General features: G+C 73.3%; 14 protein-coding genes. 8 read left to right on the top strand and 6 right to left on the bottom strand.

Annotated elements, in window-relative coordinates; translation table 11 throughout:
* The first annotated feature begins 23 nt into the window (after positions 1 to 23).
* Positions 24 to 2,072, top strand: coding sequence for an ATP-binding domain-containing protein (locus AB0O36_RS25595; protein ID WP_365114414.1), 2,049 nt, complete (start codon positions 24 to 26; stop codon positions 2,070 to 2,072).
* A gap of 150 nt (positions 2,073 to 2,222) precedes the next feature.
* Here the strand turns inward: AB0O36_RS25595 and AB0O36_RS25600 are convergent, their stop codons facing one another.
* A complete protein-coding gene (locus AB0O36_RS25600; protein ID WP_365114483.1) occupies positions 2,223 to 3,707 on the bottom strand; it encodes an FUSC family protein in 1,485 nt (494 codons plus the stop codon).
* Positions 3,708 to 4,019: 312 nt separating this feature from the next.
* Here AB0O36_RS25600 and AB0O36_RS25605 point away from each other — a divergent pair, with 312 nt between their 5' ends.
* Entirely contained in the window at positions 4,020 to 4,499 is a 480-nt protein-coding gene (locus AB0O36_RS25605) for an Lrp/AsnC family transcriptional regulator (protein WP_365114416.1), read from the top strand.
* 36 nt (positions 4,500 to 4,535) lie between these two features.
* Complete coding sequence (locus tag AB0O36_RS25610) at positions 4,536 to 5,648, top strand: FAD-dependent oxidoreductase (RefSeq protein ID WP_365114418.1); 1,113 nt, start codon at positions 4,536 to 4,538, stop codon at positions 5,646 to 5,648.
* On the opposite strand, the gene mltG is transcribed toward AB0O36_RS25610, so the two are convergent.
* Together mltG and AB0O36_RS25620 are read right to left on the bottom strand one after the other, a co-directional pair.
* A complete protein-coding gene (gene mltG, locus AB0O36_RS25615; protein ID WP_365114420.1) occupies positions 5,588 to 6,439 on the bottom strand; it encodes an endolytic transglycosylase MltG in 852 nt (283 codons plus the stop codon). The genes AB0O36_RS25610 and mltG overlap by 61 nt on opposite strands.
* Positions 6,440 to 6,558: 119 nt before the next feature.
* On the bottom strand, positions 6,559 to 8,391 hold the full coding sequence (locus AB0O36_RS25620) for an ABC transporter ATP-binding protein (RefSeq protein ID WP_365114422.1): 1,833 nt from the start codon (positions 8,389 to 8,391) through the stop codon (positions 6,559 to 6,561).
* Positions 8,392 to 8,541: 150 nt separating this feature from the next.
* Here AB0O36_RS25620 and AB0O36_RS25625 point away from each other — a divergent pair, with 150 nt between their 5' ends.
* The 4 genes from AB0O36_RS25625 to AB0O36_RS25640 all read left to right on the top strand — a co-directional run bounded on the left by AB0O36_RS25625 (position 8,542) and on the right by AB0O36_RS25640 (position 15,739).
* On the top strand, positions 8,542 to 9,003 hold the full coding sequence (locus AB0O36_RS25625) for a MarR family transcriptional regulator (protein ID WP_365114424.1): 462 nt from the start codon (positions 8,542 to 8,544) through the stop codon (positions 9,001 to 9,003).
* A 19-nt stretch (positions 9,004 to 9,022) separates the two neighbouring features.
* A complete protein-coding gene (locus AB0O36_RS25630; RefSeq protein ID WP_365114426.1) occupies positions 9,023 to 11,962 on the top strand; it encodes an FAD-binding and (Fe-S)-binding domain-containing protein in 2,940 nt (979 codons plus the stop codon).
* A gap of 130 nt (positions 11,963 to 12,092) precedes the next feature.
* A complete protein-coding gene (locus AB0O36_RS25635) occupies positions 12,093 to 13,961 on the top strand; it encodes an ABC transporter ATP-binding protein (protein WP_365114428.1) in 1,869 nt (622 codons plus the stop codon).
* Positions 13,958 to 15,739, top strand: coding sequence for an ABC transporter ATP-binding protein (locus AB0O36_RS25640; RefSeq protein WP_365114430.1), 1,782 nt, complete (start codon positions 13,958 to 13,960; stop codon positions 15,737 to 15,739). Before AB0O36_RS25635 ends, AB0O36_RS25640 begins: the two co-directional genes overlap by 4 nt.
* 84 nt (positions 15,740 to 15,823) lie before the next feature.
* Here AB0O36_RS25640 and AB0O36_RS25645 read toward each other — a convergent pair whose 3' ends face one another.
* The 3 genes from AB0O36_RS25645 to AB0O36_RS25655 all read right to left on the bottom strand — a co-directional run bounded on the left by AB0O36_RS25645 (position 15,824) and on the right by AB0O36_RS25655 (position 20,712).
* The gene (locus tag AB0O36_RS25645; protein WP_365114432.1) at positions 15,824 to 17,074 is read right to left on the bottom strand and encodes a hypothetical protein; all 1,251 of its coding nucleotides are present in this window, start codon (positions 17,072 to 17,074) and stop codon (positions 15,824 to 15,826) included.
* Positions 17,075 to 17,257: 183 nt separating this feature from the next.
* Positions 17,258 to 19,525: an MMPL family transporter gene (locus AB0O36_RS25650; RefSeq protein ID WP_365114434.1), complete on the bottom strand. Its 2,268-nt coding sequence runs from the start codon at positions 19,523 to 19,525 to the stop codon at positions 17,258 to 17,260.
* 401 nt (positions 19,526 to 19,926) lie between these two features.
* On the bottom strand, positions 19,927 to 20,712 hold the full coding sequence (locus AB0O36_RS25655; protein ID WP_365114436.1) for a metal-dependent hydrolase: 786 nt from the start codon (positions 20,710 to 20,712) through the stop codon (positions 19,927 to 19,929).
* Positions 20,713 to 20,824: 112 nt separating this feature from the next.
* On the opposite strand from AB0O36_RS25655, the gene AB0O36_RS25660 reads away from it, so the two are divergent.
* Entirely contained in the window at positions 20,825 to 23,338 is a 2,514-nt protein-coding gene (locus AB0O36_RS25660; protein WP_365114438.1) for a DUF3516 domain-containing protein, read from the top strand.
* Positions 23,339 to 23,343: the final 5 nt, after the last annotated feature.

Genomic DNA, 23,343 nt, shown 5'->3' on the forward strand with positions numbered 1-23,343 from the left:
AGAACGGACTCTGTTTCGGCCGGGTGACGTACTCCGACGGGCACGACCACCACATCGGCCGGATCGGAATCCGGCAGGACGATGCCGATCGCACCCCCCTGGTGGTGGACTGGCGCGCCGACGTCGCCCGCCCCTTCTACCTCGCCACCGGGTACCACCCGATGGGGCTGCGGCGCCGCCGGCACCTGACCACCCGGGGCCGGGAGGTCACCGCCCTGCACGACGAGATCCTCGACCTCACCGACGCCGAGCGCACCGGCCACGAGGGGGCCGACGCGGACGCCGTGCTGCTCGCCGCCCTCGACGCGGCCCGCACCGGCCGGATGCACGACATCGTGCGGACCATCCAGGCCGACCAGGACCGGATCATTCGCTCCCCGCACCGCGGGGTGCTGGTGGTGGAGGGCGGTCCGGGCACCGGCAAGACGGCCGTCGCCCTGCACCGCGCCGCCTATCTGCTGTATGCGCAGCGGGAGTTGCTGGCCCGGCGCGGGGTGCTGATCGTCGGCCCCAACCCGGCGTTCCTCGGCTACATCGGGGAGGTGCTGCCGGCCCTCGGCGAGACCGGGGTGCTGCTGTCCACCGTCGGCGAGCTGTTCCCCGGCGTACGGCCCACCGGCACCGACCGGCCCGGGGCCGCGGCCGTCAAGGGCGCGGCCGGGATGGCGGAGGTGCTGGCCGCGGTGGTCCGGGACCGGCAGACCCTGCCGGTGACGGTCCCGGCGGGGGCCGGCGAGGACAGCGCGGTGCTGCCGGAGCCCGCCCTGGAGATCGACCACGACGACCACGGCACCCTGCTGCTGGACCTCACCATGGCCCACGAGGCCCGGGACCGGGCCCGTGCCACCGGGCTGCCGCACAACCTGGCCCGGCCCTTCTTCGCCTTCCGGATCATCGACGCCCTCACCGAACAGCTCGCCGACCGGCTCGGCGCGGACCCCTACGGCGGCCCCAACCTGCTCGGCCCGGACGACATCGCGCAGCTGGGCAAGGAGATCGCCACCAGCGCGGAGGTGCACGCCGCCATCGACCTGCTGTGGCCCGAGCTGACCCCGCAGCGGCTGGTCGCGGAGTTCCTCGCCGACCCCACCCACCTGCCCGCGGACGAGGCGTCGCTGATCCGGCGCACCGGCGGCGGCTGGACCGCGGCGGACGTCCCGCTGCTCGACGAGGCCGCCGAGCTCCTCGGGTACGACGACAGCGCGGAGCGGGCGGCGGCCGAGCGGGAGCGGCAGGAACGGATCGCGTACGCGCAGGGGGTGCTGGACCTGTCGGAGGGCTCGAAGTCCTACGAGTTCGAGGACATGGAGAGCGAGTACCTGGCCGCGCACGACATCATCGACGCCGAGCGGATGGCGGAGCGGCAGGAAGAGGCGGACCACCGGAGCACCGCCGAGCGGGCCGCCGCCGACCGCACCTGGGCCTTCGGGCACGTGATCGTCGACGAGGCGCAGGAGCTGTCGGCGATGGCCTGGCGGATGCTGATGCGGCGCTGCCCCACCCGGTCGATGACCCTGGTGGGCGACCCCGCGCAGACCGGGGACGAGGCGGGGCTGGGCTCGTGGGAGCGGATCCTGCGCCCCTGGGTCGGGGACCGCTGGGAGCTGGTCCGGCTGGGCGTGAACTACCGCACGCCCGCGGAGATCATGGACCTGGCGGCGGGGGTGCTGCGGGCCGGCCTGCCGGGTTTCGAGCCGCCGCGCTCGGTGCGCTCGACCGGGGTGCGGCCGTGGGTGCGGGCAACCCCCGAGGTCACAGACCTGCCCGCGGAGGTGGCGAAGGCCGTGGCGGAGGGGGTTCCGGCCGAGGGCCGGCTGGCGGTGATCGCGCCGGGCGCCCTGCACGGCGTACTGGCGCAGGTGCTGCCGGAGGTGGAGGCGGGGGCGGAGCCGGACCTCACGCGGAGCGTGGTGCTGCTGGATCCGCGGCAGTCCAAGGGCCTGGAGTTCGACACGGTGATCGTGGTGGAGCCGGCCGACCAGCAGCCGAGCGACCTGTACGTCGCCCTCACCCGGGCCACGCAGCACCTGGGGATCCTGCACACGGGGCGGCTTCCCGCGGGTCTGGGGTGACGCCGGCGGCCGGGGACGGACCGGCCGCGGGTGTGGGGGCGGCGGCTTCGGGGCTACGAACGGTGCGCACGGACGAAGCCCCCGGCCGGGCGTGATCCCGGAACCGGGGGCGGGGCCTTCGGGGCCCGAGGGGCCCCGGGGCCGTGGCGGTCAGACGGTGACCAGCGGGGCCTTCGGGTCGGTGCGGAGCGGGGTGGCCAGGGCGGCCAGGGCGTGCTCCAGGCCGTGGAGGTGCGCCAGGGCGGGTGCGTCGGCGTCGGGGCGGGGCAGCGGGAGGTCGAGGGTGTCCTCGCCGGGCCCGGTGAGGGCTTCGACGGCGGCTTCGACGCGCCAGCAGGCGGCGGCGAGGCGGGCGTCGTGCGAGGCCTGCGGGTCGGCGGCGACGGCCGCCAGGCCGCGGACCTCGCGGGCGCAGTCGTCGAGCAGCGCGAGGACCTGGCGGGCGCGGGCCTTGCGGGCGCGGAACGGGCTGAGCGGGTGCACCAGCGGGGCAAGGGCCAGCCGGACCCGGCCGAGGAGCAGCTCCAGTTCGGCGGCGTGCGGGCCGGGGTCGGCCTCCGGGTCGCCGGCCAGGCGCCGGCTGGCGGCGGCCGTGGCGGCGCGTACGCAGTGCAGGGCGCGCTGGATCCAGGCGTCGTTGGCGGCGTGGGTGGTGACGGGGAGGACGAGGGTGACGGCGAGGGCGGCGCCCAGGGCGCCCAGGGCGGTCTCCTCGAAGCGGAGGAGCAGCAGGCCGGGGTGGAGCACGCCGAGCAGGCCGTAGAGCAGTCCGGCCATCACGGTGACGAAGAACATCATCCAGGAGTACGAGGGCGCGGCCGTGTAGAAGATGCCGAAGACGCAGACGGCGACCAGGGCCGCGGTGGGCGCGGGGGCTCCGTGCAGCGGCACGGCCACGAGCAGGCCGGCGGCGATGCCGGTGACGGTGCCGACGACCCGGCGGAAGCCGCGGACCAGGGTCTCGCCGCGGGAGGCGGTGTTGACGAAGATCCACCAGGCGGTGCCGACGGCCCAGTACCAGCGGTCGGCGGAGACGATCTGGCCGATGGTCAGCGCGAAGGCGCAGGCGACGGTGGCCTGGACGGCCTGCCGGGTGGTGGGGCGGGCCAGGCCGGTGCCGGGCAGCGGCGGCGGGGCGGGGGCGGGCGGGGTGCGGCGCTCGATGGGCCAGAGCAGGAAGCGGACCGCGCCGGCGGCCACCAGGGCCAGGCCGACGGCGGCGTAGAGCTCGGGGAGCTGGGCGGGCGCGGCGTGCAGGAACTGCGTCACGAAGAACTGCATGAACGCGAAGATGCCGAGCGCATGGCCGCGCGGGCCGAAGCGGCGGGCGTACACGCCGCAGAACACCACGGCGAGGAGCGCGGTGTCGCGCAGCAGCGGCACGGCGTGCAGGGCGGTCGCCAGGGCGAGCACGGGGAAGCCGACCGCGGGCAGCAGGGTGGTGGTGATGCGCTGGGCGCGGACGGTGGCGTCGGTGACGGTGAAGAGGGCGAGCAGGGCCGCCAGGCCACCGGTGATGGAGGCGGTGAGCGAGAGCCCGGCGAGTTCCGCCAGGGCCACGGCGAGTGTGACGCCGATGACGGCGCGGGACGAGTTGCGGAGTCTTGCGAGCCCGGGATCAGGAGCCACGAACATCCTCTTCACGGCGGTGTGCCGCCCCCCTTGCAGGTGTTGCGCGCCGCGCCCGGCGGCCGCCCGGGGGTGGTGGGCGGGGCTCGGGCACGGCGAAGGCACCGCGGTCCGGTCCGGCCTCGTCGCCGACCCGGCGCTGCGGCGCCGTAGATACATGGATAGGGCAAGGATATGGAGTGGAAGGCCGTCTGCTCAACTCGGCCCGATTCCACTGGGCCATTGGCCCATTCCGGGCCCGGTCCGGTCGGCCACCGGCAGGGCCAGTGGTCCAGGGGGCAGGGGCCGGTGGTCCCGCCGGCTGGAATGATGGCCGGCATGACGGTGGATGAGCTCGACACCCGCATCCTCCGGCTGCTCATCGAGCAGCCGCGCACCAGCGTGCGCGAGTACGCGCGGCTGCTCGGCATCGCGCGCGGCACCCTGCAGGCCCGGCTGGACCGGCTGGAACGGACCGGGGTGATCACCGGGACGGGGCCCGTGCTCTCCCCCGCGGCGCTGGGGCATCCGGTGCTGGCCTTCGTCCACATCGAGGTCACCCAGGGGCGTCTGGACGAGGTCGGGGAAGCGCTGGCCGCCGTCCCCGAGATCATCGAGGCGTTCTCGATCACCGGCGGCGGGGACCTGCTCACCCGGGTGGCCGCCCGGGACAACGCGCACCTGGAGGACGTGATCCAGCGGCTGATCCGGCTGCCGGGCGTGGTGCGGACCCGCACCGAGGTGGTCCTGCGGGAACGGGTGCCGCACCGGCTGCTGCCCCTGGTCGAGGCGGTGGGGCGGGCGGCCCGCGCCTCCTGACGGAAGATCCCGGCAGGCCCGGTGGTTGGTGGAACCGTGAACGAAATCGCGGAACCGGTGGACGTGGTGGTCGTGGGCGCCGGCCAGGCCGGCCTGTCGAGCGCCTATCACCTCAAGCGGGCCGGACTGGAGCACGTGGTCCTGGACCGGTCGCCGCGGCCGGGCGGGGCGTGGCAGTACCGGTGGCCCACCCTGACCTACGGCCGGGTGCACGGCATGCACGCGCTGCCCGGCATGGAGCTCACCGGGGCGGATCCCGGGCGGCCCTCGTCCGAGGTGATCGGGACGTACTTCGACTCCTACGAGCGCCGCTTCGGGCTGTCGGTCCGGCGGCCCGTGGCGGTGACGGCCGTGCGCGGGGGCGAGGGGGGCCGGCTGCTGGTCGAGTCCTCGGCGGGGCGCTGGTCGGCGCGCGCGCTGATCAACGCGACCGGTACGTGGGACCGCCCTTTCCGGCCGCGCTACCCGGGGCAGGAGACCTTCCGCGGACGGCAGCTGCACACCGCCGGCTATCCGGGGCCGCAGGCGTTCGCGGGAGCCCGGGTGATCGTGGTGGGAGGCGGCACCTCGGGGGTGCAGCACCTGCTGGAGATCGCCGGCGTGGCGGCGGAGACGACCTGGGTGACGCGCCGGCCCCCGGTCTTCCGGGACGGCACCTTCGGGGAGGCCGAGGGGCGCGCGGCCGTGGCGCTGGTGGACGAGCGGGTCCGCCTCGGGCTGCCGCCGCAGAGCGTGGTGAGCGTGACGGGGCTGCCGCTGAACGAGGCGGTCCGGATCGGGCTGGAGACCGGGGTGCTGGCCCGGCGGCCGATGTTCGAGCGGATCACCCCGGACGGTGCGATCTGGGCGGACGGCAGCTCGGTCGGGGCGGACGTGATCCTGTGGGCCACCGGTTTCCGGGCGGCCATCGACCACCTGGCACCGCTGCACCTGCGCGAGCCGGGCGGCGGGATACGGCTGGACGGCACCCGGGCGGTCCGGGACCCGCGGGTGCACCTGGTCGGGTACGGGCCTTCGGCGAGCACCATCGGTGCGAACCGGGCCGGCGGCGCGGCCGTCCGCGAGATCCGCCGGCTCCTGGCCGCCGGTCAGGCCGGGCCGGTTCCCGTCCGGGCGGCGGCGCGGACCCGGTTGAACTCCGCCACATGACGCCGGTGCTCCTCGTACGTCGCCGAGAAGCGGGTGTCGCCGGGCTTGACGGTGACGAAGAACAGCCAGTCGCCGGGGGTGGGGGCGACGGCCGCCGCCATGGCGGGCAGTCCGGGGCTGTCGATCGGCGTGGGCGGCAGGCCCTGGCGTTCGTAGGAGTTGAACGGGCTGTCGATCCGGGTGTCGGCCAGCGTGGTGTCCACGGTGTGGCGGTTCAGGGCGTAGTTGAGGGTGGAGTCCATCTGGAGCGGCATCGAGCGGGCCAGCCGGTTGTGCACCACCCGGGCCACCTTGCCCATGTCGGCGGGGGTCTCCGCCTCGGCCTGGATGATGCTGGCCAGGGTCGCCGTCTGGTACGGGGTCATGCCGTGCACCTTGCCGCCGTCGGCCACGGACTTGGTGGCCAGCTTCCCGGTGGCCGTCCGCACCATGTACCGGAGCAGGTCGACCGGGGTGGTCCTGGAGGTCACCGGGTAGGTGGCCGGGAAGAGGTAGCCCTCGGGGTTGCCCTTGGCCTCGGCGGGCAGGGGCAGTGCCGCCTTCGCGGCCTCCTTGCGGGTGGTGCCGGGCGGCAGCTCAAGTTCGCGGTCGACCGCCGCGTAGACCTGGGCGGCCCGCCAGCCCTCGGGGATCAGCAGGCGGCGGGGCTGCTCGGGCGCGGTGCCCGGCAGCAGCTCGGTGACGAGGAGCGCCGCCCCCGTCGCGACCATCAGGGCGAGGAAGATCGCCAGTCTGCCGCGGCGGGTGAGGCGGTGGTTCCGGCCTCTCGGCGGCCGGTGCTCATGGCGCATACCGGGACGGTAGACCGCGATCGTGCAGATTCCCGGCACCCGTGCCATATTCCGGACCGATCGTCACACGATCACACGATTACGGTCACCCGAACGCCCTCCCCGAAACCCCAGGGCGTTCATTGCGGAGCCGCCTCCATCCGGGCGTCCCGGCGCACCAGTGCGGCGTACCGGCCGTCGGCCGCCAGCAGTTCCCCGTGCGTGCCGCGCTCGGCGATCCGGCCCGCGTCCAGCACCACGATCTGGTCGGCGTCGCGGACGGTGGACAGGCGGTGCGCGATGGTGATGGTGGTGCGCCCGGCCGACAGCTCGTCGATGGCCCGCTGGACGGCGTGCTCCGTACGGGTGTCCAGGGCGCTGGTCGCCTCGTCGAGGATCAGCACCGGCGGGTCGCGGAGGATCGTCCGGGCAATGGCCAGGCGCTGCTTCTCGCCGCCGGAGAAGCGGTAACCGCGCTCGCCGACGAGGGTGTCGTACCCGTTCGGCAGGGAGGAGATGTGGTCGTGGATCTGCGCGGCCCGGGCCGCCTCGGCGATCTCCTCGTCGGTGGCGTCGGGCTTGGCGAAGCGCAGGTTGTCCGCGACCGAGGCGTGGAAGAGGTACGTCTCCTGGGAGACCACTCCGATGGAACGGGCCAGTGAGTCGAAGTCCAGGTCCCGTACGTCGACCCCGTCGAGGGTGACCCGGCCGCCGGTGACGTCGTACAGCCGGGGCACCAGATAGCTGAGGGTGCTCTTGCCGGAGCCGGTGGCGCCGACGACGGCGAGGGAGGTCCCGGCCGGGACGGTGAGGTCGATGCCGGCGAGGGTGCTCCGGGCGGAGGCGGGGCCGTCGTAGGAGAAGTCGACCTCGTGCAGGCGGATCTCGCCCTTGGCCTGGTCCAGCCGCACCGGGTCGGGGCGTTCGCTGATCTCCACCGGGAGGTCCAGGTACTCGAAGATCCGGGTGAACAGGGCGAGCGAGCTCTGGATCTGGACGCCGGTCGAGAGCAGGCTCACGGCCGGGCGGAACAGTCCCTGCTGGAGGGTGACGAAGGCGACCAGGGTGCCGACGGACAGCGAGGGCGCGCCCGCCTGGAGGGCGAGGCCGGCGGCCCAGTAGATCAGCGCGGGCATGGCGGCCATGACGATGCCGATGGTGGACATCCGCCAGCGCCCGGCCATGCTGGACCGGACCTCCAGCCCGACGAGCTTCTCGGACTCCTCGGCGAAGGCGCTGGTGAGGGAGTCGGCCCGGCCCATGGTGCGGCCGAGCAGGATGCCGCTGACCGAGAGGGACTCGGTGACGGTGGCGGCCATCGCGGCCATCTGCTTCTGGCGCTGCGTGGTGATCCTCTTGCGCTCGCGGCCGACCCGGCGGCTGATCCAGACGAAGACCGGCAGGAGGAGCAGCGAAACCAGGGTGAGCCGCCAGTCCAGGGCGAGCATGGCGACCACGGTGGCGACCACCGCGGTCACGTTCGACACCAGGGAGGTCGCGGTGGAGGTGACCGTCGCCTGCATGCCGCCGATGTCGTTGGCGATCCGGGACTGCACCTCGCCGGTACGGGTCCGGGTGAAGAAGGCCAGCGGCATGCGCTGGAGCTGTGCGTAGACGGCGGCCCGCAGGTCGTGCATGACGCGCTGCCCGACCGTGGTGGAGATCAGCGTCTGCAGGACGCCGAACACGCTGGTGACCACGGCGATCAGGATCATGCCCAGGGCGAGCAGGCTGAGCAGCCCGGTCCGGCCCTCGGGGATGGCGGTGTCCAGGACCTCCTTCAGCAGGAACGGCGAGGCGACGCCCACCAGCGAGGAGGCGCAGACGAGCAGCCCGACCACGGCGAGCCGGCCGCGGTACGGGCGGAACAGGCGCACGATGCGGCGGAGCTCGCGCGGCTGCTCCTCGGGAGCGGGCCGGCCGGCATCGAGGGGACGCTCGGACGGCGTCCAGGCGGGTTCTTCTGGGTGCATGGGCTCCCTCGGGAGACGTGGGGAGGACGGGGGCGGCAATTCGTCGTCTGCCGTCTCCGCGTCCGTCGATCCATGGGGGGATCGATCCATTGGAGCATAGCTCATTGTTACCTATGTTCACAATGAACAAGGTCCTGATAGGGTTTCCGCATGAGCACCCCGTCCGCCGACGCCGGCACCGACCGCCTCCTCGCCGAGCAGCTGCTCCGTCTGACCCGCCGCCTCCACCGCATCCAGAAGCGCCATCTGGAGCCCGTCGGCATCACCCCCGCGCAGGGCCGGCTGCTGCGGGTGGTCGCCCACTACCCGGCGGACGCCCCGCCCCGGATGGCCGACATCGCGGCCCGGCTGGAGGTGGTGCCGCGCCAGGTGACCACGCTCGTCGACGGCCTGGAGAACGCCGACTGCGTACGCCGGGTGCCCGACCCGGCCAACCGCCGGGTGACCCGGATCGAGCTCACCGACACCGGCCGCGCCACGCTGCGCAGGCTGCGCAACGCGCGAACCGACGCCGCGGAGGAGATCCTGGCTCCGTTGACCGCCGAACAGCGCGAGGTGCTCGGCGGCCTGCTCAACGCTCTGGCGGACATCCCGGCGGAGCGCCCCTGCTGACGGGAGCGAGGAAGCGCGCATGCCCCTGCTGGAGCCCAGGCCCGGAGCCCTCCGGCCGCGCACCGTCAGCGGCCCCGCACCCGACCGGGTGCCCCAGCACCGGGCGGGCGGTACCCCCGAACCGCTGCGCTCCGAACTGACCGGGCTGCTGGGCGCCGAGAAGGTCCTCTGGAAGATCTCCGACCTGGTGCGCTACGCCTCGGACGCCTCCCCCTACCGGTTCGTGCCCCAGGTGGTGGTGATCGCCGAAGACATCGACGACATCTCCGCGGTGCTCTCCTACGCCCACGGCCGGCAGCGCGAGGTGGTCTTCCGGTCGGCCGGGACCTCCCTCAACGGGCAGGCCCAGGGCGAGGACATCCTGGTCGACGTACGCCGCCACTGGGCGGGGGTCGAGGTGCTCGACGGCGGCCGCCGGGCCCGGATCCGCCCCGGGACCACCGTCGCCCGCGCCAACGCCGCGCTGGCCCGGCACGGCCGGGTGCTCGGCCCCGACCCGGCCAGCGCCGTCGCCTGCACCCTCGGCGGAGTGGTCGCCAACAACTCCTCCGGCATGACCGCCGGCACCACCCGCAACGCGTACCGCACCCTGTCCTCCCTCACCCTGGTCCTTCCTTCGGGCACCGTGGTCGACACCGCCGACCCGCTCGCCGACGAGGAGCTGCTGCGGGCCGAACCCGCCCTGTGCCACGGCCTGCTGGCGGTGAAGGAGGAGATCGAGTCCGAGCCCGACCTGGTGGCCCGGATCCGCGCCAAGCACTCCATCAAGAACACCAACGGGTACCGGCTGGACGCCTACCTCGACGGGAACACCCCCGTGGAGATCCTCCGCGGGCTGATGGTCGGCTCCGAGGGCACCTTCGGCTTCATCGCCGAGACGGTGTTCGACACCCTGCCGCTGGACCGGCACGCCACCGCCGCCCTGCTCTTCTTCCCCTCGCTGCCCGCCGCTGCCGCCGCCGTGCCGGTGTTCAACGAGGCCGGGGCGCTGGCCGTCGAGCTGATGGACGGCAACACGCTGCGCGCCTCGGTGGGCGTCGACGGCGTCCCGGCCGACTGGGCCGTCCTCCCCCGGGACACCACCGCCCTGCTGGTCGAGTTCCGGGCCCCCGACGAAGCCGCACGGGCGGAGGACGAGCGGCGCGCGAGCGGCCTGCTGGCCGGGCTGGAGCTGGTCGCCCCCGTCCCGTCCGTCACCAACGCCTTCACCTCCGACCCGGCGGCCATCGCCGCGTACTGGAAGGCCCGGAAGGCGTTCATCCCCGCGGTCGGCGGGGCCAGGCCGCCCGGCACCACCCTGATCACCGAGGACTTCGCGGTGCCGCCGGCCCGGCTCGCGGAGGCGTGCGCGGCCCTGCTGGAACTCCAGACGGAGCACGGGTTCGACGCGGCCGTCGCCGGCCACGCCGCCCACGGCAACCTGCACTTCCTGCTGGCCTTCGACGCGGCGGACCCGGCGGGCGTGGCCCGGTACGAGGCGTTCATGGACGCCTTCTGCCGGCTCACCGTCGAACGCTTCGACGGCGCACTGAAGGCCGAGCACGCCACCGGCCGGAACATCGCCCCCTTCCTGGAACTGGAATGGGGGCCGCAGGCCACCGAACTGATGTGGCGCACCAAGCAGATCATCGATCCGGACGGGGTGCTCGCCCCCCGGATCGTGCTGGACCGGGACCCGCGGGCGCACCTGCGCGGCCTCAAGACCATTCCGCGGATCGAGGCGGTCGGCGATCCGTGCATCGAGTGCGGGTTCTGCGAACCGACCTGCCCCAGCAAGGACCTGACCACCACTCCGCGGCAGCGGATCCTGCTGCGCCGCGAGATGGTCCGGCAGCAGCCCGGCTCCGCGGTGCTCGACGGCCTGCTGTCCGCCTACGGGTACGACGCGGTGGACACCTGCGCCGGCGACTCCACCTGCAAACTGGCCTGCCCGGTCGGCATCGACACCGGCGCGCTGATGAAGGACTTCCGGCACCGCCGGCACAGCACCCGCGAGGAACGCGCCGCCGAGCTCGCCGCCCGCCACTTCGGAGCCGTGGAACGGGCGGCCCGGCTGACGGTGGGGGCCGCCGACCGGATCACCCACCGGATCGGCGACCGGCCCCTGCGCTCCCTCACCGGCGCCGTCCGCAGGGCGGTACGGCCCGACCTGGTGCCGGAGTGGCTGCCGCAGGTCCCGGGCGCCCCCGCCCACGCACTGCCCGCCACCACCACGCGCTCCGGCGCGGCGGCGGTCTACTACCCCGCCTGCGTCAACCGGATCTTCGGCACCCCCGACGGGCCGGACGCGCGCACCCTGCCGGAGGCGGTGGTCGCCCTGTCGGCACGGGCCGGGAAACCCGTGTGGATCCCCGACGACGTGGCCGGCACCTGCTGCGCCACGATCTGGCACTCCAAGGGGTACGAGGCCGGCAACCGGGTGATGGCCGACCGGATCGTGGAGGCGGCCTGGGGCTGGACGGCCGGCGGGCGGCTGCCCCTGGTGGTCGACGCCTCCTCCTGCGCCCTGGGCCTGGCCCGCGAGGTGGTGCCGTACCTGACCCCGGACAACCGCGCCCTGCACGCCGAACTGACCGTCCTGGACTCGGTCGTGTGGGCGGCCGACGAGCTGCTGCCCCGTCTGGAGGTGTTCCGCAGGGTCGGGTCCGCGGTGCTGCACCCCACCTGCTCGATGCGCCACCTCGGCGGCGAGGAGGCCTTCCGGGCCGTCGCCGCGGCGTGCGCCGAGGAGGTCGTGGTGCCGGACGACGCGGGCTGCTGCGGATTCGCCGGCGACCGCGGGATGCTCCATCCCGAACTGGCGGACGCCGCCACCGCCCGGGAGGCCGCCGAGGTCACGGCCCGGGAGTACGACGCGCACCTCTGCGCCAACCGGATGTGCGAGGTGGGCATGGACCGCGCCACCGGCCGCAGCTACCACTCGGTGCTGCTGGAACTGGAGCGCGCCACCCGCCCCTGAGCCCCCTCCCGCCGCCCCCGCCGCAAGATCCGTCCCCGTACCGGCCTCCGCCCCGATAATCGATTGCCCGGCGGGCCCGGAAAGGGCGAACCTTGCACGGTTTGGACCACACACCGAGGCATGGGGCGTCATGCAGATCAGTGATCTTCCGCATCCGGACCCCGGGGTACCGGACACCCGTTCGGGCCCCCGCTTCCTGCTCTGGCTCGGCCGCACACAGCTCGGCGGACAGGCCCGCAGCCTGGGCTGGGGCCTGCTCCATTTCGCCGGAGTCGCCGGACTGCCGTTCACCGTCGGCCTGGGCGTGGAGGCGGTGGTCGACCGCGACGGCACCCGGCTGCTGCTCGACGGCGCCCTTCTCTTCCTGGTGGGCGTCGCCATCGCGGTGGGCGACACCATGCTGCACCGCACCGCCGTCACCAACTGGATCACCGCGGCCGCCCGGGTGCAGCAGCTGCTCGCCCGCAAGACCGCCGAGCTCGGCTCCGCCCTCACCCGGCGGGTCGCGGCCGGCGAGGTGGTGTCCGTCAGCACCGGCGACGTGGAGAAGATCGGCTGGTTCGTGGAGGCGGTCTCCCGGTTCCTGGCGGCCGCCTTCTCGGTGCTGCTGATCTGTGCCGGGCTGCTGCTGTACTCGCCCTCGCTGGGCGTGGTCGTTGCGGTCGGCGTACCGGTGCTGGCCCTGGCCGTGCTCCCGCTGCTCCCCCGGGCCACCCACCGCGCCGACATCCAGCGCGAGAAGGCCGGCAAAGCCACCGAGCTGGCCTCGGACACCGTGGCGGGACTGCGGGTGCTGCGCGGCATCGGCGGCGAGGAACTCTTCCTGGGCCGCTACCGCGAGGCCTCGCAGGAGGTGCGCCGGGCCGCCGTGCGCAGCGCCCGGATGTGGGCGCTGATCTCGGCCGTCCAGGTGCTGCTGCCGGGCGCGCTGATGGTCGCGGTGATCTGGTACGGCGCCGGCCTCGCCCTCGACGGCCGGATCACGGTGGGTGAACTGGTGGCGGTGTTCAGCGCGGTGGCCACCATGCTGTACCCGCTCCGGCACTTCGAGGAGATCGCCCAGGCGTACTCCTTCTCGAAGCCTTCGGCGAAGCGGGCCGCGCGGGTGCTGGCGCTGACCCGCGGACCCGAGGCTGCCGGGACCGCGGAACCGGCCGCGGCTCCGGCGCCCGGCGGGGACCTCTACGACCCGGAGACCGGGCTGCTCGCGCCGGCGGGCTCGCTGACCGCCGTGGTGTGCGGCGACCCGGACCTGGCGGGCCGGCTGGCCGAGCGGCTGGGCGGGCACCCCGCCGGGGCACCGGCGGGCACTCCGTCGGTGCTGCTGGGCGGGGTGGCGCTGGACGACCTCGAACTGGACGTCGCGCGCACCCTGGTGCTCGTCCAGGACAAGGATCCGGTGCTGCTGTCCGGGACCCTGCGCGAGCTGTTCGACGTACCGGCCTCCGGCGCGGTCGGCGCCCCGGCGGCACTGGCCGCGGCCCGCTGCGGGGACGTACTGGACGCGCTGCTGCAGTCGGCGCCGGACGGGGTCGGCGACCCGATGGAGGCCCGGATCACCGAGCGCGGCCGGTCGCTGTCCGGCGGGCAGCGGCAGCGGCTCGCGCTGGCGCGTTCGCTGGTGACGGACCCGGAGGTGCTGGTGCTGGACGAGCCGACCTCGGCGGTCGACTCGCACACCGAGGCGGGGATCGCCGACGGGGTGTCGGCGCTGCGGGCCGGCCGCACCACGGTGGTGCTGGCCTCCTCCCCGCTGCTGCTGGACCGCGCGGACCGGGTCGTGCTGATCGACGGCGGGACGGTCGCGGCCGTCGGCACGCACCGGGAGCTGCTGCGTTCCGAACCGCGCTACCGGGCGGTGGTCACCCGCGAGACGGACGGGGAACGGGAACCGGTGGGTCCCGGAGGCGGGATCGACGGCGGGATCGACGCTGGGATCGACGGTGGGATCGACGGTGGGATCGACGTGGAGCTGAAGGAAATCGAGGAGTCGGCATGATCGGCGTGGCAGCGCCGGAGTACGATCCGGCGGCCCCGGAGACGGCGGCCACCCTGCCGGTGGGCACACCGGCCACGGTCCGCGCCTACGTGGGCGGGCTGCTGCGCCGCCACCGGCGGGCCTTCACCGTGCTGGTGGTCGCCAACGCGGTCGCGGTGGTGGCCTCCATGGCCGGCCCGTACCTGCTGGGGCGGGTGGTCGACGAGCTGGCGGCCGGATCGCGCGAACTGCACCTGGGACGCGTCGGGCTGCTGTTCGCGCTGGCCCTGGTCGTGCAGACGGTGTTCGTCCGGATGACGCGGCTGCGCGGGGCGATGCTCGGCGAGGAGATGCTGGCCGACCTGCGGGAGGACTTCCTGGTCCGGTCGGTGGGCCTGCCCCCGGGTGTGCTGGAGCGGGCCGGCACCGGTGACCTGCTGTCGCGCATCACCACCGACATCGACCGGCTGGGGAACGCGATGCGGGAGGCCGTTCCGCAGCTGGCCATCGGTGTGGTGTGGGCGGGTCTGCTGTTCGGCGCGCTCGCCGTGACCGCGCCGCCGCTGGCGCTGGCCGCGCTGGTGGCGCTGCCGGTCCTGGTGTGGGGCTGCCGCTGGTACTTCAAGCGGGCGCCCTCGGCGTACCGTTCGGAAGCGGCCGGGTACGCGGCCGTGGCCGCGGCCCTGACCGAGACGGTGGACGCGGGCCGCACGGTCGAGGCGCACCGGCTGGGCCGGCGCCGGATCGCGCTGTCCGAGCAGCGGATCAAGGAGTGGACGGCCTGGGAGCGGTACACGCTGTTCCTGCGGTCGGTGCTGTTCCCGGTCATCAACGTCACCTATGTGACCATCCTGGGCGCGGTGCTCCTGATCGGCGGCTGGTGCGTGCTCCAGGGGTGGCTGACGGTGGGACAGCTGACCACGGGTGCGCTGCTGGCGCAGATGATGGTCGACCCCATCGGGATCATCCTGCGCTGGTACGACGAGCTGCAGATCGCCCAGGTGTCGCTGGCCCGGCTGGTCGGCGTACGGGAGATCGAACCGGACGCGGGCGACGCCCGGGTCTCCCCGGCCGGCCGGGACGTACGGGCCGAGGGGGTGCGGTTCGGCTACCGCGACGGGGTGGACGTGCTGCACGCGGTGTCGATGGCGGTGCCGCCGGGCACCCGGATGGCGCTGGTCGGGCCGTCCGGCGCGGGGAAGTCCACGCTGGGCCGGCTGCTGGCGGGCATCTACCCGCCGCGGACGGGCGAGGTGACGCTGGGCGGGGCCCGGCTGTCGGAGATGCCGGCGGAGCGGGTGCGCGCGCACGTGGCCCTGGTCAACCAGGAGCACCACGTGTTCACGGGCACGCTGCGGGACAATCTGCTGCTGGCCCGTACGGGCGCCGGGGACGCGGAGCTCTGGGCGGCGCTGGGCGCGGTGGACGCGGACGGCTGGGCGCGGGCACTGGAGGACGGCCTGGACACCGGGGTGGGTTCGGGCGGTACGGCGCTGACCCCGGCGCAGGCGCAGCAGATCGCGCTGGCCCGGCTGGTGCTGGCCGATCCGCACACCCTGGTGCTGGACGAGGCGACCTCGCTGCTGGACCCGCGGGCGGCGCGCCACCTGGAGCGTTCACTGGCCCGGGTGCTGCACGGGCGTACGGTCATCGCGATCGCGCACCGGCTGCACACGGCGCACGACGCGGACGTGATCGCGGTGGTGGAGGACGGCCGGATCAGCGAGCTGGGCAGCCATGAGGAGCTGGTCGCGGCGGACGGCGCGTACGCGGCCCTGTGGCGGTCCTGGCACGGCTGACCGGTGTGCGGGTGGGGTGCCGGGCCGCGCGGCCCGGCACCCCGCCGGACGCCGCGGGCCCGGCGGTGATCTGCCGGAGGGGCCCTAGCCGCGCGGGCGGGTGGTTTCGGGGGCTCCGGCCGAAGGGCTGTGCGGGTTGATGCCCGCGCCGGGCCGTCGCTGCACGGTGCGCAGCGGTACCGCCGGCTGGTAGGCCTGCTTGCCGGCACAGGTCCAGATGACGGGGCGTTCGATGCCGGAGCCGTCCACGGCCACGCCGCCGACCTGGTCCCGGTCGGTCACGGCGAAGGCGGCCGAGAAGCCGGTGGGCGCCAGCCTCGGCAGGGCGAGCACGGGGCCGGTGCCGCGCCAGTACTGCGCCTGGACCGGCGGCATCGGCTCCGGGGGCCAGTCGTAGGGCGAGTCGTAGGCGGTGCCGACGGTCACCCGGGTGGTCGGGCTGATGTCCTCGAAGCTGCCGCTGGTGCGGCCCGCCAGGGTGCCGGGGCCGGTCCGGGTGGTGTACGGCGGGGCCCAGGCCACCAGGCTGTTGGTCCCGTCGTGGTGCCCGGCGCTGATGCCGACGAGGCGGCCGGACTCGTCGATGGCCGCGGGCATGGAGATGTCGTAGGCGTCGCCGGGCGGCTGGGTGAGGACGGGCGGGGCCGCGATGCTGCCGCTCCACACGATCCCGGGGGCGGTGTTCCAGGCGCCGTCGGGGTCGTCGGCGGGGCCCCAGCCGTAGCCGACGATCCGGCCCGCGTTGTTGATGCCGGTGACGGCGCGCAGGTCGAATCCGGGGGGCTCGGCGAGGACGCGGCGGACCGTGGTGCCCTGCCATTCGATGCCGACGGTGTCGCTGCCTTCGTAGCGGTAGCCGACGATGCGGCCGTGGTCGTTGACCGCGGTCGCGTAGTGGCCGCCGGGCAGCAGGGTCACCGCGGCCTGGCCCGGCCGGTAGCGGAAGGCGCGGGGCCCGGTCGGACTCATGACCATGCCGACCATCAGGCCGAACCGGTTGACGGCGTCGACGCGGCCGCCGGTGTATCCGGTGGGGAGTGGTACGGCGTGCACGGTGGTGCCGCTCCACCAGGCGGGCTTGCCGTGCGAGGTACCGACGGACAGTCCCAGTCGGCCGATGCCGTTGACCTGGGTGTCCTCCAGCCACGGGCTGGGTTCGGCCGGGTCCGGTCCGGGCAGTGAATCCAGCACCTTGACGGCCGGTTTGCAGGTGGTGGCTTCGGGCGCCGCTCCGGCCGGTGTGGTGAGCGTGAGCGAGGCCAGCAGGGCCCCTCCGACCGCTGCGAGTGCGCGGCGCCTGCCGCTTCTCCGGCCTCTGTTGCGGCTGTTGCCCATGGGTCAGTCCCCCCGTCATGGCGCGAGCCGACGAATCCCACGGCTCGTCGGTGCACATGATGTCCGTCCCGGCCGGGACTGAACAGATGGCGGCCGGGGGGACTTTCAGGGGATTTTCGGCGAACGGGAGCAGCCGGCCCGGCTGTTGTCACGGCCGGGCCGGCCCTTTCTGCGGTGTCCGCGCTAGCGGCCGGAGCCCGCGTAGTCGTGCTCCCTGGCCGGGTGGGGCGGCGTGCCCGTCCCGGCCGGGGTGGCGGCCGGCGCGAGCCGGTCCAGCCCGGTGCCTTCCACGTCCACGTTCGGCAGCATCCGGTCCAGCCACTTCGGCAGCCACCAGGCGGACTTGCCGAGCAGGGCGAGCAGGGCCGGAACGATCGCCATCCGGACGACGAAGGCGTCGAAGAGGACGGCCGATGCCAGGGCGAAGCCGATCATCTTGATCAGGTCGTTGCTCTCGGTCATGAAGGCGGAGAACACGCTGATCATGATGATGGCGGCCGCGCTGACCACCCGCCCGCCGTAGCGGAAGCCGGTGGCCACGGCCTCGCGGGGCTCCTCGCCGTGGCTGAACGCCTCCCGCATGCGGCTGACCAGGAACACCTCGTAGTCCATCGCGAGGCCGAACACCACACCGATCATGAAGATCGGCATCGTGCTGATCACCGGGCCGGTCGCCTTGACTCCGAACACCTCGGCCAGCCATCCCCACTGGAAGATCGCCACGACGGCGCCGAGGGCCGCGCTGACGGAGAGCAGGAAGCCGAGGGCGGCCTTGAGCGGCACCAGGACGGACCGGAAGACCAGGACCAGGAGCAGGAAGGCCAGGCCGACCACGAGGGCCAGGTACGGGACCAGCGCGTCGTCGAGGGTCTTGGAGAAGTCGATGAACGCGGCGGTCTGGCCGGTCACCAGGATCTCGTCGGCGCCGCTGGAGCCCTCGATGCCGCTCACGCCGTCACGGATGGAGCGGACGAGCACCTCGGTGTCGTGTTCGGTGGGACCGGTGGAGGGGACGAGGCTCACGATCGCGGTGTCGTTGGCCGGGTTCGCCGTGGCCGGGGAGACGGATTCGACGTCCTTGACCTTGGCCAGCGCCTGGGCCGCCGAACCGGCCGCGGCCGTGGCGTCCTTGGCGCTCACGGTGATGGTGAGGGGTCCGTTGAAGCCCGGCCCGAAGGACTCGGACAGCATGTCGTACGCCTTGCGCTGGGTGGTGTCGGTCGCCATGGTGCCCTCGCCCGGCAGGCCCAGTTCCAGACTGGTGGCGGGCAGGGCGACCGCGCCCAGGCCCAGGACGCCGACGAGCAGGACCGCGACCGGGTGGCGCAGCACGTAACGGGCCCAGCGGGTGCCCAGGTTGGGCTTGGTGCGGGCGGCCTCCTTCTCCATCCTGCGCCGCAGGCGGGCGGAGGGCTCCTTGCCCTTGAGCGCCGGGCGGTCGACGCGGCGCAGGGTGCGGATCGGGGCGAAGCCGAGCAGGGCGGGGACGAAGGTGATGGCGATCAGGACGGCGACGGCGACCGTGCCGGCCGCGGCCAGGCCCATCTTGGTGAGCATGGGGATGTTCACCACGGCCAGGCCGGCCAGGGCGATGATGACGGTGAGTCCGGCGAAGACCACGGCCGAGCCGGCGGTGCCGACGGCGCGGCCGGCGGCCTCCTCCGGGGTGCGGCCCTCGGTGACCTCGGAGCGGTAGCGGGAGATGATGAACAGGGCGTAGTCGATGCCGACGGCGAGACCGATCATCATGGCCAGCGTGCCCGTGGTGGCGGACAGCCCGAAGGTGCTGCCCAGGGCGAGGATGCCGCTGAGGCCGACGCCCACGCCGATGAGGGCGGTGAGCAGGGGCATGCCGGCGGCGATCATCGAGCCGAAGGTGATCAGCAGGACCACGGCCGAGACCAGGACGCCCAGGAGCTCGGTGCCCCCCGCGGCCGCCTCGACCTCGATGGCGTCACCGCCGGCCTCGACGGTCAGGCCGGTGTCGCGGGCCTTGTCCAGCGCCTTGGTGAGCCCGTCGTGCTCCTCGTCCTTCAGCGTGGTGGCCGCGGCCTTGTAGGTCACGACGGCGTAGGCGGTGGTGCCGTCCTTGCTGACGGCACCCGCCTGGAACGGGTCGGCGACCGCGGCCACTCCGGGGGCCTTGGCCATGTCGGCGACGAGCGCGGAGACCGCGGCCTTGCGCTCCGTGCCGGAGACCTTCTCGCCCTTGGGTGCGCGGACGACCACCCGCGCGGTGGCGCCGTCGGCGCTCGCGGCCGGGAACTTCTCCTTGAGCAGGTCGAACGCCTTCTGCGATTCGGTGCCCGGCATGGTGAACGTATCGGCCGGCGGTGGTGGGGCGGAGGAGGCGGCAGCACCCACTCCGCCGAAGATCAGCACCCAGATCAGGAGGGTCAGCCATCGCCGGCGGAAGGCGAAGCGACCCAGCTGGTAGAGGAATGTGGCCACGACGAACAGGCTCCTGTCGGATCGGCAGTGTGGGGGTTCACGCACCGTTTCTCGATGCGCGCAGCAACGGGTCCGGGAGGCGTGCACACCTCGACCGCATGGCATCACTATGGCGCCATAATGGCGCCAACGCAAGACCTTGGCACCACGAACGGCGCCACGCAGGCGCCATCCGGGCGTTCCGGAGTGCGTTGTTCGGTAGCGTCACACCGAGACGGGCGCCACGTCGCCCGCGATGGTGGCCTTATGTCAAAAGGGACCGGCACAGCGATGTAAACGCGCCATAAATGCGCCATCGTGGCGCCAAAACATCGATGCCCCCTGCACACGGCAGGGGGCACGGCCTTACAGGGGCATCGGCACTACAGAGGTCGGCGACCGGAAGAGCGAAAGGCCGCGGCCTAGACGAAGCCCAGGGCGGCGGCACCGCCGATGCCGCCGAGCAGCATGAACACCGGCATGAGGACCTTGAGTTCGACCCAGCTGCCGGCCCGGAAGCGCATCGCCTTGGGCGGGCCGACGGGATACCAGCGCTTGCCGGCGATCGGAATCGGCCACAGGACCGGGCATCCGGAGACGGTCAGGGCGTCGCCGATGTCGTGGACCAGGGCTCCGAGGACGACGGGCAGGCCGAGCCAGAGGTACTCCTGGCCGGGAGCGGTGAACAGCCAGCCGTGGCCGGGCTGGTCGAGGACACCGGCGAGGATCCAGGCACTGGTCGCGCCGAGCAGCCACACCAGGACGTCGCTGGACATCCGGGCGGCCCGCCACAGCAGGCCCTCCACCGCCAGGACCAGGTGCACGAAGAGCAGGGCGAGGACGCCCCAGCGGCCGGCGGTCGCGGCGAGGGCCGAGGAGCCGGCGCCGATCAGCACCGCCCAGAGCCAGGTGTGGGTCAGGGTGCGGTGCCCGCCGGAGCGGCGGGCGTCGCGGGTGGAGCGCGTCGACCTGTAGACGGCGTACGAGAGCTTGTCGACCACCTCGCACAGGCCGCGGGAGAGCGGGCCGAAGGCGCGCGAGATCGTCGCGGACTTGTGGTCGAGGTCGGGGGCCAGGGCCGCACCCGCGCAGATCAGCGATCCGGCGAGCAGCACCGGCCAGGGCATCGGGTGCCCGGCGGCCGCGACGGCCGCTCCCACCCCCAGCCACGCGGCAGCGCCGGAGAGCGAGTGCGCCGGACCCATCATGTTCGTTCCCGCCCCAGTCCCGTGGTGATCGTCGACGGCCCAGAGTACCTTCGTCGATCTTCGATACCCGGCCGGTTCCCTGATCCGGGCGGAAGCCAGGCAAGATGGGGGCGTGACCCTCATTGATCAGCTGCCGCCGAACGCCGACCCCGACGCCCTCTTCGAGGCCTTCTCCTCGTGGGCGGAGAGCCAGGGCATCACCCTGTACCCGGCTCAGGAGGAGGCGCTGATCGAGGTGGTCTCCGGGGCGAACGTGGTCCTCTCCACCCCGACCGGCTCCGGGAAGAGCCTGGTCGCGGCAGGGGCGCACTTCACCGCTCTGGCCCAGGACAAGGTCACCTTCTACACCGCGCCGATCAAGGCCCTGGTCTCGGAGAAGTTCTTCGACCTGTGCAAGCTGTTCGGCACCGAGAACGTGGGCATGCTCACCGGCGACGCCTCCGTCAACGCGGACGCCCCGGTGATCTGCTGCACTGCCGAGGTGCTGGCGTCCATCGCCCTGCGCGACGGCAAGGACGCCGACATCGGCCAGGTCGTGATGGACGAGTTCCACTTCTATGCGGAGCAGGACCGCGGCTGGGCCTGGCAGATCCCGCTGCTGGAGCTGCCCCAGGCACAGTTCGTGCTGATGTCGGCGACCCTCGGCGACGTGTCCCGCTTCGAGGAGGACCTGACCCGGCGCACCGGCCGGCCGACCTCCGTGGTCCGCTCCGCGACCCGCCCGGTCCCGCTGTCCTACGAGTACGTCACCACGCCGATCACCGACACCCTGACCGAGCTGCTGCAGACCAAGCAGGCCCCGGTCTACATCGTCCACTTCACCCAGGCGCAGGCGGTGGAGCGGGCCCAGTCGCTGATGAGCATCAACATGTGCTCGCGCGAGGAGAAGGACCAGATCGCCGAGCTCATCGGCAACTTCCGGTTCACCACCAAGTTCGGGAAGAACCTCTCCCGCTACGTCCGGCACGGCATCGGCGTGCACCACGCCGGCATGCTCCCCAAGTACCGGCGGCTGGTGGAGAAGCTGGCGCAGGCCGGTCTGCTGAAGGTGATCTGCGGCACCGACACCCTCGGCGTCGGCGTGAACGTCCCCATCCGCACGGTCCTGTTCACCGCGCTGACCAAGTACGACGGCAGCCGGGTCCGCACCCTGCGGGCGCGCGAGTTCCACCAGATCGCCGGCCGCGCCGGCCGGGCCGGCTTCGACACCGCGGGCTTCGTGGTGGCGCAGGCCCCGGAGTACGTGATCGAGAACGAGCGGGCCCTGGCGAAGGCGGGCGACGACCCGAAGAAGCGCCGCAAGGTGGTCCGCAAGAAGGCGCCCGAGGGATTCGTCGGCTGGGCCGACACCACCTTCGAGAAGCTGATCGCCGCCGAGCCGGAGCCGCTGACCTCCCGCTTCAAGGTCAGCAACATCATGCTGCTCTCGGTGATCGCCCGGCCCGGCAACGCCTTCGAGGCGATGCGCCGGCTGCTGGAGGACAACCACGAGCCGCGCAAGAACCAGCTGCGGCACATCCGCCGTGCCATCGCGATCTACCGCTCCCTGCTGGACGGCGGCGTCGTGGAGCAGCTGGACGCCCCGGACGCGGAGGGCCGGACCATCCGGCTCACCGTCGACCTCCAGCAGGACTTCGCGCTGAACCAGCCGCTGTCCACCTTCGCGCTGGCCTCCTTCGACCTGCTGGACCCCGAGTCCCCCTCCTATGCGCTGGACATGGTCTCGGTGGTCGAGTCGACCCTCGACGACCCGCGCCAGATCCTCGCCGCCCAGCAGAACAAGGCCCGGGGCGAGGCCGTGAACGCGATGAAGGCGGACGGGGTCGAGTACGAGGAGCGGATGGAGCGTCTGCAGGACGTCACCTATCCCAAGCCGCTGGAAGAGCTCCTGCTGCACGCCTACGACGTGTACCGCAAGAGCCACCCGTGGGTGGGCGACCACCCGGTCTCGCCGAAGTCGATCATCCGTGACATGTTCGAGCGGGCGCTGTCCTTCACCGAGTTCACCTCCTTCTACGAGCTGGCCCGCACCGAGGGCATCGTGCTGCGTTACCTGGCGAGCGCGTACAAGGCGCTGGACCACACCATCCCGGACGACCTGAAGTCCGAGGACCTGGTGGACCTGATCGAGTGGCTGGGCGAGATGGTGCGCCAGGTCGACTCCAGCCTGCTGGACGAGTGGGAGCAGCTGGCCAACCCCGAGGCGGAGACGGCCGAGGAGGCTCAGGAGAAGGCCGACCAGGTCAAGCCGGTCACCTCCAACGCACGCGCGTTCCGGGTGCTGGTCCGCAACGCCATGTTCCGCCGGGTGGAACTCGCGGCCCTCGACAACGTCGAGGAGCTGGGCGAGCTGGACGGCGAGTCCGGCTGGGACGCGGACGCCTGGGGCGAGGCGATGGACGCCTACTGGGACGAGTACGACGACCTGGGCACCGGCCCGGACGCCCGCGGCCCGAAGCTGCTGATGATCGAGGAGGACGCCGAGCACGGCCTGTGGCGCGTCCGCCAGACCTTCGCCGACCCCAACGGCGACCATGACTGGGGCATCAGCGCCGAGGTCGACCTGGCGGCCTCCGACGAGGAGGGCCGGGCGGTCGTCCGGGTGACCTCGGTCGGACAGCTCTGACCGGG

Origin of the sequence: Streptomyces sp. NPDC089799 (genome assembly GCF_040684755.1) — a bacterium.
Taxonomy (GTDB): Bacteria; Actinomycetota; Actinomycetes; order Streptomycetales; family Streptomycetaceae; genus Streptomyces.